The organism is Streptomyces sp. NBC_00237, assembly GCF_026342435.1.
Taxonomy (GTDB): Bacteria; Actinomycetota; Actinomycetes; order Streptomycetales; family Streptomycetaceae; genus Streptomyces.
Genome location: NZ_JAPEMT010000002.1, coordinates 2,038,741 through 2,051,173, shown reverse-complemented (window position 1 = coordinate 2,051,173; position 12,433 = coordinate 2,038,741). Strand labels below are relative to the sequence as shown.

At 70.8% G+C, this 12,433-nt stretch carries 9 protein-coding genes; 3 read left to right on the top strand and 6 right to left on the bottom strand.

The window, feature by feature from the left end:
- The first annotated feature begins 57 nt into the window (after positions 1-57).
- Together OG897_RS22810 and OG897_RS22805 are read left to right on the top strand one after the other, a co-directional pair.
- On the top strand, positions 58-1,473 hold the full coding sequence (locus OG897_RS22810; protein WP_266659047.1) for a glycoside hydrolase family 5 protein: 1,416 nt from the start codon (positions 58-60) through the stop codon (positions 1,471-1,473).
- A gap of 96 nt (positions 1,474-1,569) precedes the next feature.
- Positions 1,570-2,142, top strand: a complete 573-nt coding sequence (locus OG897_RS22805; protein ID WP_266659046.1) for a hypothetical protein — start codon at positions 1,570-1,572, stop codon at positions 2,140-2,142.
- Between the two features lie 157 nt (positions 2,143-2,299).
- Here the strand turns inward: OG897_RS22805 and OG897_RS22800 are convergent, their stop codons facing one another.
- A complete protein-coding gene (locus OG897_RS22800; RefSeq protein ID WP_266659045.1) occupies positions 2,300-3,370 on the bottom strand; it encodes a helix-turn-helix transcriptional regulator in 1,071 nt (356 codons plus the stop codon).
- 1 nt (position 3,371) lies between these two features.
- The gene (locus tag OG897_RS22795; RefSeq protein ID WP_266659044.1) at positions 3,372-4,319 is read right to left on the bottom strand and encodes a DUF4097 family beta strand repeat-containing protein; all 948 of its coding nucleotides are present in this window, start codon (positions 4,317-4,319) and stop codon (positions 3,372-3,374) included.
- Positions 4,320-4,502: 183 nt separating this feature from the next.
- On the opposite strand from OG897_RS22795, the gene OG897_RS22790 reads away from it, so the two are divergent.
- Complete coding sequence (locus tag OG897_RS22790; RefSeq protein WP_266659043.1) at positions 4,503-5,336, top strand: hypothetical protein; 834 nt, start codon at positions 4,503-4,505, stop codon at positions 5,334-5,336.
- A 441-nt stretch (positions 5,337-5,777) separates the two neighbouring features.
- On the opposite strand, the gene OG897_RS22785 is transcribed toward OG897_RS22790, so the two are convergent.
- From OG897_RS22785 to OG897_RS22770, 4 genes are all read right to left on the bottom strand, one after another.
- Positions 5,778-5,963: a DUF6104 family protein gene (locus OG897_RS22785; protein WP_007266501.1), complete on the bottom strand. Its 186-nt coding sequence runs from the start codon at positions 5,961-5,963 to the stop codon at positions 5,778-5,780.
- 101 nt (positions 5,964-6,064) lie between these two features.
- Positions 6,065-9,916: a multifunctional oxoglutarate decarboxylase/oxoglutarate dehydrogenase thiamine pyrophosphate-binding subunit/dihydrolipoyllysine-residue succinyltransferase subunit gene (locus tag OG897_RS22780; RefSeq protein WP_266659042.1), complete on the bottom strand. Its 3,852-nt coding sequence runs from the start codon at positions 9,914-9,916 to the stop codon at positions 6,065-6,067.
- 291 nt (positions 9,917-10,207) lie between these two features.
- Positions 10,208-11,263 carry a HAMP domain-containing sensor histidine kinase gene (locus OG897_RS22775; protein ID WP_266660415.1) on the bottom strand — a complete coding sequence of 352 codons (1,056 nt, stop codon included), beginning with the start codon at positions 11,261-11,263 and terminating at the stop codon, positions 10,208-10,210.
- Between the two features lie 239 nt (positions 11,264-11,502).
- The gene (locus OG897_RS22770; protein ID WP_189820597.1) at positions 11,503-12,240 is read right to left on the bottom strand and encodes a response regulator transcription factor; all 738 of its coding nucleotides are present in this window, start codon (positions 12,238-12,240) and stop codon (positions 11,503-11,505) included.
- Positions 12,241-12,433 lie beyond the last annotated feature (193 nt).

Genomic DNA, 12,433 nt, shown 5'->3' with positions numbered 1-12,433 from the left:
CGCTGTTTGGATCACCGGCACCTGACTTGCGATGCCGGACGGCCGAGGAGTGCCCCCATGCGCAGCACGTACGGAAAGTCTGTAGTCGTCGGTGTGAGCTGCGCGGTGCTGCTGAGCGGCGGGGGACTGGTCGCCCCTGCCGCGTACGCCGTGGAGAAGCCCGTCCCCGCGATCCCGAAGCTCACCGACGAGCAGGGTCGCACCCTCACCCTGCGCGGCTGGAACGTCGAGGACAAGACCAACCGCGGTGACGACGCACTGTCCGCGATCACTGAGAAGCACTTCCGCGACATGAGCGCGCAGGGCTTCAACTTCGCCCGCCTGCTGGTCTTCTGGGACGACCTGGAGGCCAAGCGCGGCCAGTACAGTTCGACGTACCTGCGCAAGATCGACCGCGTCCTCGACTGGGCCCACAGGTACGGCGTCAAGGTCCTCCTCGACGGCCACCAGGACGTCTTCGGCCCCGCCTTCGGCCACCGGGGCATCCCCGAATGGGCGACCCGCACCGACGGCCTCCCCTTCACGCCGAACCCGGACGACTGGTTCTCCGAGTACTTCCAGCCCGCCGTGCAGCGCGCCTTCACGCACCTCTACGAGGACAAGGACCTCCAGAAGGCGCAGGCGGCAGTCTGGAGACTCCTCGCCGACCGGTACGGCGACCATCCTGCCGTCTTCGGCTACGACTTCCTCAACGAGCCCATGGGCGAGCTGAAGGAGGGCGAGGACCTGCCGACGGCCGCCCGCCGGATCGAGCGCGACCAGGTCACGCCGATGCACAACCGCCTCGCGGCGGCGGTCCGTTCGGTGGACGCGAAGAAGTGGCTCTTCGTCGAGCCCACCCCCATCGTCGGCGAGGGCGTGCCCACCGGCCTCGGCCGGATCAAGGACCCGAAGCGGAAGGTCGTGTACGCGCCGCACTTCTACAACACCGCGATGGAGGCGGGCGCCGACTACGACCCGACCGAGGGCTGGATCGAACGCTACGAGGCCGCCGTCACGCAGTACCCGAAGCAGTACGGGGTGCCGGTGGTGGTCGGCGAGTGGGGCCCGCTGAACAACGACGGCCCGAACATGGGCACCTTCTACCGCGACGCCCTCGCCTCCTTCGCCCGGTACAGCTCCGGCTGGGCGGGCTATGTGTGGTGCTACGGGGGCGGGTACTGCGCGGTGGACGGGGCCGGGAAGCTCCGGGGCCACAAACAGCAGACCTCCGCTCCCTATGCGGCAGCCGTGACGGGACGGGTGCGCGGCGAGACGTACGCGGGTGGCTCCTACTCCCTCACGTACGAGGGAAGCCGACGCGGCGGTGTGGAGACGGTCGTCTCGGTTCCGCCGAGTGCGAAGGGCTGGCGGGTACGGGTCACGGGCTGGGGGTGGACCGGGACGCGGGAGGTTTCGGCGGGACGGACGGAAAGGGTGCGGGTGTACGGAGTGCCGGGGAAGAGGGTCACGGTGGTGGTGCAGAAGCGCTAGGAGCGCGAAGTGGCGCTTCGTGGCGGATGGGCGGGCGTTGCCGGGCCGGGGGTCTAGGGTCTTCGGCAACGTTCGTCTGTCTGCGGGAGGTTAGTGGTGGCTGGTCCTGTGCCGGTGGAGTTCGTGCCTGCGGGGCGGGCGGTGACGGAGCCGGTCACCAAGGTCGGCGGCCGGCCGGTCTGGCTGGAGGGCGCGCAGTGGCCGCTGTCGGCGGAGTCGGGCGAGCCGATGGAGTTCATCGGCCAGTTCGAGGTGCGGGGCGGGAAACTCGCGTACGTCTTCATGTCCGAGGGCGCGCAGGGGACGTTCGTCCCGGACGGCGGGGAGAACGCGGTCATCGTGCAGCCCGGCGGACGGGTGCCGGATTTCGTGGTGGGTGTACGGGAGCTGGCCGAGGGCCCGACCCTCGGTGAGGACCACCTCGCGGTGCCGGGGAAGCCGGACGAGGACGGGGAGTCCTGGCAGTTCCTGGGCGGCCCGGGCGTCGAGCCGCTGTGGCTCCAGGGGGAGGAGACGCCGGGCGCGGAGGAGGGCGCGCCGTGGGAGCTCCTGGCCCAGCTCGACTCGACGGCCATGCCCGTGCACGTGAACTTCGGGGACGCGGGGATCGGGTACGCGTTCCTGTCGCCGGAGGGGGACGAGGGGCGCTTCCTCTGGCAGTGCACCTAGCGCCCCCGACGGACGAGCAGGCGGCGGGCGCGGCCTTGCCGCCGAAGCTGCCGCGCGCGACCGAGGAGGAGGACACCTTCCCCGCAAGGTGTCCTCCTCCTCGGGGCCTGCTCCTTCGCGGCGGTGCGAACCGTGTTCGCGGGCCGTGCTCCGGCCGCTACTTCCGCGGGCCGCGCAGCAGGCTGTCGATGTGCGCCGCCGCCGCGGCCAACCGGGCGCGGGCCTCGGTCAGTTGGGACGGAGACACCCCGTGGTCGCGGGCCGCGTCGCGGACGCCGTCGCGGAAGCGGTCCAGGAGGCGGTCCAGGTCGCGGGCCGGGTCCGAGCCGGGCTTCGTGTCCTCCACGGCCCAGTCGGGCAGGGCGGACTGCGGGGGAGTGTCGTCGCGTACGGCGTCCTCCCAGACGTTCCCGGAGGACGGGGCGGGCTTGTCGGCGCGCTCCAGCGTGATGTCCGGGGTGTCCTTCGGGGCCTCGTGGCCCTTGCCGAAGCGGCCGAAGTCCTTGCCCCAGGCACGGCTGAACTCCTTCTCGATCTCCGCGAGTCCGTCCCGTACGGCGGAGGGCCAGTCGCCCTTCGCCACGTGCTCGCGGACCTGCTCCTCGACCCGGCGGGCCGCCTGCTGCATCTGCTCGCGGGCGCGGTCGGTGGTCTCCTTGGCCTGGCGGCGGGCGTCCTGCGCGTCCTGGCGGGCGCGGCGGCTCTCGTCCTTGGCGCGGCGGGCCTGCTCCTTCCACTCGTGGCGGGCCTTGCGCATCTCCTCCTTGGCCAGGCGCCAGGCTTCCTTGTCGCCCCAGGGGGCGCCGCCGCCCCCGTCGCCCGGGGACTCCTTGGCGGACGTGCCCGAGGCCGCCGCCTGGGCCTTCATCTCGCGGCGCAGGTCGCCCGCAGCGCTCCGTACGTCGTCGCGGATCTCGGCGGCCAGCTCGGAGACCGACTCGCGGATCTCCATTTCGAGGTCCGCCAACTCGCCGCCCCGGTCGGCCAGTTCGGCGCGGCCCGCGTCGGTGATCGAGTAGACCTTGCGGCCCCCCTCGGTGGCGTGCGTGACCAGGCCCTCGGCCTCCAGCTTGGCGAGGCGGGGGTAGACGGTGCCCGCCGAGGGTGCGTACAGGCCCTCGAAGCGCTCTTCGAGCAGGCGGATGACCTCGTAGCCGTGGCGCGGTGCCTCGTCCAGCAGCTTGAGGAGGTAGAGGCGGAGGCGGCCGTGGGCGAAGACGGGAGGCATGTCAGAGGACCTTTCCGGAGGGCGAGTCGGAGGGGGCGGAGGGGGTGTCCTTCGGGGCGCCACCCAGCGGAGCGTCGCCCGTCGGGGCGTCGTCCACCGGCAGGTCGTCCACCGGCAGGTCGTCCGTCGGCGGGCGGCGCAGCAGGGCGATCGAGCCGGACACGGTCGTCGCGCGGAGTTTGCCCGCGCCCGTGCCCAGCGTGCCCGTGATCTTCTTCTGCGCCCACTGCCCGGAGATCCGCAGGTCCTCGAAGGCGCTGGAGACCTGTCCGCTCGTCGTGTTCGCCTCGACCTTCGCGTCCGCCGGGTGCGGAAGGCGGATCGCCACCTCGCCGGAGACCGTCGTCAGGGCGATGTCGGCGGGGCCGTTGCGCGCCGGGTCGACGTCGATGACCATCGCGCCGCCCACCGACTCCGCCCGTACGGACGAACCGGCCCCGTCGACCATCGTCAGGTCGCCCGAGACCGACTTGAAGTGCAGGTCGCCGGTGAGGGAGTGGGCCTCCAGGTTGCCGGAGACCGTATCGGCGTTGACCTTGCCGGTCAGGCCGACCAGCGTCGTGTCGCCGGTGACTCCGCGTACGTCGGTGCGGCCCCGGATGCCGGAGACCACCGCGCTCGCCCCGACCACGCCCACGCTCACCTTCGCGGCGGCCGGTACGGCGAGCGTGACCGCCGCCGTGCGGTGCCAGCTCTGCCGGTCCAGGAAGCTCAGGAAGCCCTTCCCGCTCTTCCAGGGCAGGTCCTCGTACGTGACGGTCAGCGTGCCGCCTTCGAGGGTGACCACCAGGGGTGGACCGTCGATCTCGGTCACCTCAAGGCGGGCGCCGGCGGACGCGTCCTCCGTGCCCACGACGTTCACGGTGCCGTTGACGATCCGGACGCTGAGGGTGTCGACGGGCTCGTCGAAGGTGAGTTTCTGCGGTTCGGTGACGGACCACTCGGTCATGGCGATCTCCCCGGTCGAGGGCGGGCTCGGGCTGCGCGGGTCAGGCCGCTGCCGCACGGTGATCGTGCGACGCAACATATCGCGTCTTCTCTTCAACACGATATATCGCGGTTGGGTGAAGTCAACATAAGGGCGGGAGGGTGCGGGAGGTGAGAAAGAGTGATTTAACCTAGCGTGGGCCATATGTCTCACCCCGATTCCCCGTCCGTGCACGCCACCGGGGCCCTGCTCCTCTGCCGGGCCCCGGTCGCCGACGTACGCCCCGCGCTCCCGCTGCTGCGGGAACGCGTCCTGCTCGCCCCCGCCGGGGACGGCTGGAGCGTCGTGGTCCCCGAGGGCAAGCCGTGGCTGGCCACGGGGGACGCGTACGAGCCCGTCGACCGGGTCCTCGCGGGCTGGGCGTCAGCCCTCGCCATCGGCACCAACTGGCCGGTGCTGGCCCTGTGGTGGGACCCGGACCGGGCCGGATACACGCTCGCCTCCGGGTTCCGGCGGACGGTGGGCTACGAGTGGCTGGCCGACGGCACCCCGCTGGGCGAGGACGAGGCGATGCGGACCTTCGCGGTGCGGCTCGGGCTCGACCCCGTACACGACATGGAAAGCCTGGAGGCGCTGACCGGGCCCGACGACGACGCGGACGCGCGAGCGAGGCTGCTCGGGCTGATCGCCGTACTCCACCGGGCGGGACTGGCGCTGCCCGTCGGCCTGACACCGGGGGAGAGCGCGGACCGGCTGCGGGCGGTCGCCAGGGTCGGCACGGACACGCAGACGGTGGAGTGGTCGGGCTGGCGCGACGCGCTGCGCGCGGAGCTGGACTGGGTGGAACAGGGCCCGCTGGCGGCCTGGGTACGGGGGCCGAGGGCGCGGGCGATCGGGGCGGTGCAGGTGGGGGTGGGGGTGCCGATGGTGGTGTGGGGCGTGCGCAGGGGCTCCGCCGGGTGGGTGGTGGCTGGTGGCTTGATGGTGGTGCAGGGGGCGGTGGGCCTGACGTACGACCGGGTGCGAACGCGCTCCTAGGGGCACGGGGAACTGCGCGCCCAGCCCCAACGCACCCGCACGTGTTGCGGGACTGCCGCGCGGCGAGCGCTTTAGGTGAAGGGGCGGGACCGGGGCAGCGCCGCAGGCCACCCCGGTGCGGCGCACCCATGGGGCGAGGTACCAGCGGGCGGCTCCGGGGTGGGCCCGGAGCGAGGGGGGCCGCCCCCTTGCCCGCCCGTTCCGCCCCCGGGGGGCGGCCCCGCCGCCCAAGGGGGCTGGGGAGGCGGAGGGCGGAGCCCAGGGGGGCTGGGCGGAGGCGCCGCCCGAGGGGGCTAGGCGGAAGCGGAGCCCGAGGGGGTTGGGCGGAAGCGGAGCCCGAGGGGGTGCGGAGGGCGGAGCCCGAAGGGAGGGCATTTAGGGGCGCGGGGAACTGCGCGGCCAGCCACGACGCGCCCGCACGGGCGCGAGACAGCCGTGTGGCTACTCGTCGTCCTCGTCCTCGTCGTCGAGGCGGGCCAGCCACGTGGCGAGGCGTTCCACCGGGACCTCGAAGTCCGGATTGAGGTCCACGAACGTACGCAGCTGCTCGGCGAGCCACTCGAAAGTGACCTCCTCCTCGCCGCGCCGCTTCTCCAGCTCTTCGATGCCACGGTCAGTGAAGTACATGGGTACAGATTAATCGGCCAGGGAAAAGGGCCCGCCCCCGCGAGAACCTCTCGCGGGGGCGGGCCCCAGTCACTCACCATGTACCGCCGAGCGCACAGCGACTACGCGTCGAAGACCTCGTTCACCAGCGCCTGCTGCTCCGCCTGGTGACGCTTCGCCGAGCCGACGGCCGGCGACGAGCTGTGCGGGCGCGAGATGCGGCGCAGGCGCTCACCGTGCGGGATGTCCGCGCCGACGGCCAGGTCGAGGTGGTCGATCAGGTTGAGGGCGATGAAGGGCCATGCGCCCTGGTTCGCCGGCTCCTCCTGGGCCCACAGGTACTTCTCGGCGTTCGGGTACTTGGCGATCTCGGCCTGGAGCTCCGCACCCGGCAGGGGGTAGAGGCGTTCGAGACGGATGATCGCGGTGTCCGTGGCGCCGCGCTTCTGCCGCTCGGCATCCAGGTCGTAGTAGACCTTGCCCGCGCAGAAGACGACCTTGCGGACGGCCGAGGCGTCGACGGAAGCGTCGCCGATGACCGGACGGAAGCCGCCCGTGGTGAACTCCTCCGCCTTCGACGCCGCCGCCTTCAGACGCAGCATCGACTTCGGGGTGAAGACGATGAGCGGCTTGTGGTGCGGGTTGTGGACCTGCCACCGCAGCAGGTGGAAGTAGTTGGAGGGGAGGGTCGGCATGGCGACCGTCATGTTGTTCTGGGCGCACATCTGGAGGAAGCGCTCCGGGCGGGCGGACGAGTGGTCCGGGCCCTGGCCCTCGTAACCGTGCGGGAGGAGCAGGGTGACGCCGGACGTCTGGCCCCACTTCTGCTCGGCGGAGGAGATGAACTCGTCCATGACGGTCTGCGCGCCGTTGACGAAGTCGCCGAACTGGGCTTCCCAGATGACCAGCGACTCGGGGCGGGCCAGCGAGTAGCCGTACTCGAAGCCCATCGCCGCGTACTCGCTCAGCAGCGAGTCGTAGACGTTGTAGCGGGCCTGGTCGTCCGTGAGGTACTGGAGCGGGGTGTAGTCCTCGCCCGTCTCCTGGTCGACGAGCACCGCGTGGCGCTGGCCGAAGGTGCCCCGGCGGGAGTCCTGGCCCGCCAGGCGGACCGGGGTGCCCTCCATCAGGAGGGAGCCGATGGCGAGGGTCTCGCCCATGCCCCAGTCGATCGTGCCGTCGTCGATGGACGCGGCGCGGCGCTGCATCTGCGGCATCAGGCGCGGGTGGACGTGGATGTTGTCCGGGATGTTGACCTGCGACTCGCCGATCCGCTTCACGGCCTCCTGCGAGATCGCCGTGTTCACCGCCACCGGGAACTCGGCCTGCGGGTCGCTGTACGGGGCGGCGGCGGGCGTCGCGGTGGCCTCGCGGACCTCCGCGAAGACCTTCTCCAGCTGGCCCTGGAAGTCCTGGAGGGCCTGCTCCGCCTCTTCGAGGGTGATGTCGCCGCGACCGATCAGGGACTCGGTGTAGAGCTTGCGCACCGAGCGCTTCTTGTCGATCAGCGTCACCATCTGCGGGTTGGTGAACTGCGGGTTGTCGCCCTCGTTGTGACCTCGGCGGCGGTAGCAGATGAGGTCGATGACGACGTCCTTGTTGAACGTCTGGCGGAACTCGAAGGCGAGGCGCGCGACGCGGACCACGGCCTCGGGGTCGTCCCCGTTCACGTGGAAGATCGGCGCCTCGATCATGCGGGCCACGTCGGTGGCGTACATCGAGGAGCGCGAGGCCTCCGGGGCGGCGGTGAAGCCGACCTGGTTGTTGATGACGATGTGCACGGTGCCGCCGGTGCGGTAGCCGCGCAGCTGCGACATGTTGAAGGTCTCCGCGACCACGCCCTGGCCCGCGAAGGCCGCGTCGCCGTGCAGGGCGACGGGGAGGACGGTGAAGTCCGTGCCGCCCTTGTTGATGATGTCCTGGCGTGCGCGGGCGATGCCCTCCAGGACCGGGTCCACGGCTTCGAGGTGCGAGGGGTTCGCGGCCAGCGAGACCTTGATCTGCTCGCCGTCGAGACCGGTGAAGGTGCCCTCGGCCCCCAGGTGGTACTTCACGTCGCCGGAGCCGTGCATCGACTTCGGGTCGAGGTTGCCCTCGAACTCGCGGAAGATCTGGGCGTACGACTTGCCGACGATGTTCGCCAGGACGTTGAGGCGGCCTCGGTGGGCCATGCCGATGACGACCTCGTCGAGGCGCGACTCGGCGGCGCTGTCGATGACGGCGTCGAGCAGCGGGATGACCGACTCGCCGCCCTCCAGGGAGAAGCGCTTCTGGCCGACGTACTTGGTCTGCAGGAAGGTCTCGAACGCCTCGGCCGCGTTCAGGCGGCGCAGGATGCGGAGCTGCTCCTCGCGCTCGGGCTTCGAGTGCGGGCGCTCCACGCGGTCCTGGATCCACTTGCGCTGCTTCGGGTCCTGGATGTGCATGAACTCGATGCCGGTGGTGCGGCAGTACGAGTCGCGCAGGACGCCGAGGATGTCGCGCAGCTTCATCATCGACTTCGAGGCGAAGCCGCCGACGGCGAACTCGCGCTCCAGGTCCCACAGCGTCAGCCCGTGCTCGTTGATGTCGAGGTCGGGGTGCTTGCGCTGCTTGTACTCCAGCGGGTCCGTGTCGGCCATGACGTGGCCGCGCACCCGGTAGGAGTGGATCAGCTCGAAGACGCGGGCGGCCTTCGTGACGTCGTCGTCGTGCGAGGCGTCGATGTCCTTGAGCCAGCGGACCGGCTCGTAGGGGATGCGCAGCGCCTTGAAGACGTCGTCGTAGAAGCCGGACTCGCCGAGCAGCAGGTTCGCCACGTTGCGCAGGAACTCGCCGGAGGCGGCGCCCTGGATCACCCGGTGGTCGTACGTCGAGGTCAGGGTCATGACCTTCGAGATGCCCAGCTTGTTCAGGGTGTCCTGCGAGGTGCCCTGGAACTCGGCCGGGTAGTCCATCGAGCCGACGCCCATGATGACCGACTGGCCGGGCATCAGGCGCGGGACCGAGTGGACGGTGCCGAGGCCGCCCGGGTTGGTGAGGGAGACCGTCACACCGGTGAAGTCGTCCATCGTCAGCTTGTTGTCGCGGGCGCGGCGGACGATGTCCTCGTACGCCTGCCAGAACTCGAAGAAGTCGAGCGTCTCGGCCTTCTTGATGCCGGCGACGACGAGCTGGCGGTCGCCGTTCGGCTTCACCAGGTCGATCGCGAGGCCGAAGTTGATGTGCTCCGGCTTCACCAGCGTCGGCTTGCCGTCCTTCGTGGTGAAGGAGTAGTTCATCGACGGCATGGCCTTGATGGCCTGCACCATCGCGAAGCCGATGAGGTGGGTGAAGGAGATCTTCCCGCCCCGGGCGCGCTTCAGGTGGTTGTTGATGACGATGCGGTTGTCGAAGAGCAGCTTCACCGGGACCGCGCGCACGGACGTCGCCGTGGGGACCTCGATGGAGGCGTTCATGTTCTTCGCGACGGCGGCGGACGGGCCGCGCAGGGTGACGTACTCGGGACCGGCCGGGGCGGACGTGGCCTCGGCGGCGGGAGCGGGCTTCACAGGTGCGGCCTTCTGTGCAGGAGCGGGTGCCGTGGCGGCGGGAGCCGCTTGGGCGGGAGCGGGAGCGGCGGGGGCTGCGGCTGCGGGCTTCGCGGCCGGCGCAACTGCGGGCTGCGCCGGAGCGGCCGGGGCCTGGGTGACCGGGGCCTGGGCTGCCGGGGCGGGCTGGGCGGGCTGGGCCGGGGCGGGCACCTGGGCGGCGGGTGCGACCGGGGCCTGTGCGGCGGGAGCCGACTTCTCCGCCGTGCCGCCGGTGGCGCCAGGCTTGTAGTCGGCGAAGAAGTCCCACCACGCTCGATCGACGGAACTGGGGTCCTGGAGGTACTGCTGGTAGATCTCGTCGACGAGCCACTCGTTGGGACCGAAGGCGGCGGCTGGGTTCTTTCCCTGCCCGTCCTGGCCGGTCGATGAATGACTTGAGCTACTGGTGGACTGAGACGACACGGCGTTAACCGCCCTCTTCCGCTTCGCAAGGTGGTGGACAGCGGAAATAAAGGCTACGCCTCCCCGGCCGGGAGTTGCAGACCGGGCGGTACATCCGTCGCGTAAGTCACACCGGAGTGCTGGTTTCGACGCACGAAATGGCGGGAAACAAGCGTGGTTCCGCTGTGGACCTCGCGTCAACCAGGTGTGGACCAGAGGTGCCGAGCCGGTGCATCCGACCGAGGATGCGGCCTTCAGCCCGCATCCTGGCAGGACGGACGCAGAACGTCCGTTTCTGGTTCGAACCCTACGTCAACTGCGGGAAGAGGCGGTCCCCGGAAGGGTGACCTGAATCCGGCAACCGCGTTCTGATTCGGCCACTCCGATCCGGCCGCCGTGCAGATCGACCGCCCAGCGCGCGATGGCCAGGCCGAGACCCGTGCCGCCGTCGCTGCCCGAGGTGGGCTTGGCAGGCGATTTGCCCTGGTTGAAGCGCTCGAAGACCCGATGCCACTCCGACTTGGGTATACCGGGACCCTCGTCCAGTACTTCCAGGTCCAGACTCTCCGGGAGCTCCCCGCGCCGCGCCCGCACCGTCACCCGGCCGCGCGGCGGCGAGTGCTTCACCGCGTTGTCGATCAGGTTGGCGACGACCTGGTGCAGCCGCTCCTGGTCCGCGTGCGCGGTCAGCTCGGGCGGCGCCACGTCCAGGTGCAGATGTACGTCCTTGCGCATGTGGTGCCCGGACCCGGAGGCCAGGTTGCGCTGCGCGGCGGCCAGATTGGCCTCCTTCAGCACGCCCGAGAGGTACGGCCACACCTCGAAGCGGCGGGCCTTCAGCGGTACGACACCGTTGTCCAGCCTGGCGAGGTCGAGCAGGGTCTCCACGAGCCCGCCGAGCCGCTCCGTCTGCTTGAGCGCCGTACGCATGGTCTCGGGATCGGCGGCGACCACCCCGTCCACCACGTTCTCCAGTACGGCGCGGAGCGCGGCGATGGGGGTGCGCAGCTCGTGCGAGACGTTCGCGACGAGTTCCTTGCGGTTCTGGTCGACGGCCTGGAGCTCCTCGGCCATGCGATTCAGCGTGGTGGCCAGCCCGCCCAGCTCGTCGCGGCGGTTCTCGCCGTCGATCCGCCCGGTGTAGTCGCCGTGCGCCATCGCGGCGGCGACCTCGCGCATCTCGTCGAGGGGTTTGGTGAGGTTGTGCGCCACGAACTGCGTGATCAGCATCGACGCGATGATCGAGAAGACCGTGATGAAACGCAGCTCGGTCTTGGTGGCCAGCGCCACCATCACCAGACCGGTGGTCAGCGCCACCGACACCACGACCAGCGTGATCAGCTTCGCGCGGATGGTGAAGGGGCGCAGGGCCAGCGGCCTCGACGCCAGCTCCCCGATGCGGCACAGCAGCCCGCCGGGACGCAGCAGCCTGCCGGGGCTCAGCCGTTCCCGCAGGGGCCGCCGGACGCGCTGCCCACAGTCGGGACACCGGCGCGCCGGGAGCGACGCCCCGTGCCGCTGCTCCGGCACCCGACGCCAGCGCGGCGTCCGCGCCGACCGCTGTTTCGGCCGCCGCGCCCCGCCCCGCTTCGTCCCGGCCGCGGTGCTCACGGCGCCGGCGTCTCCAGTGCGTAACCCACACCGTGCACGGTACGGATGCGCTCCGCGCCGATCTTCCGGCGCAACGCCTTGATGTGACTGTCGACGGTGCGGGTGCCCGAGGCGTCCGCCCAGTCCCACACCTCCGCGAGCAGCTGCTCGCGGGAGAGGACGGCGCGCGGCGTGTTCGCCAGACAGACCAGCAGGTCGAACTCGGTGGGGGTGAGGTGCACGTCCTCGCCGTGCACCCGCACCCGACGCTGTGCGTGGTCGATCTCCAGCTCGCCGAGCCGCAGGATCCCGCTGCGGGGGGTGGCGGCGGCGATCGTGGCCCGCTCCACCCGGCGCAGCAGGACGTGCACCCGGGCGGCCAGCTCGCGCATGGAGAACGGTTTCGTCATGTAGTCGTCCGCGCCGACCCCGAGCCCGACCAGCATGTCGGTCTCGTCGTCGCGTGCGGTGAGCATGAGTACGGGTACCGGACGCTGCGCCTGCACTCTGCGGCAGACCTCCAGCCCGTCGAAGCCGGGCAGCATGATGTCGAGGACCATCAGGTCCGGCTGCCACGCCTCGGCCGTGTCGACGGCCGCAGGGCCGTCGCTCGCCGTCTGCACCTGGAAGCCCTCGGCCCGCAACCGGGCCGCGATGTTGTCCACAATCGTGGAATCGTCCTCGACGACCAGTACCCGGCGCTGAGCGCCGGGAGTGGCCGCGAGGCCGTTGTGGCTGGTGTGTGTCTGCTCCATCGCCCCGCCCCGTGCGTTCGTAAGATCCCGCGGTCAGATGAGCAGCGTACGGGCACCGACCTGCTCGCGGCTACGCGGTGCAACGGCCTGCGGGGGCATCGAAAGCGACGCCTCGGGCAAGTCGCTCCGGAACGCCCGAATCTCTCTGAATGCGACATTCCGCAATGACTCTTCGTAAGTCTGTGCGTGACAA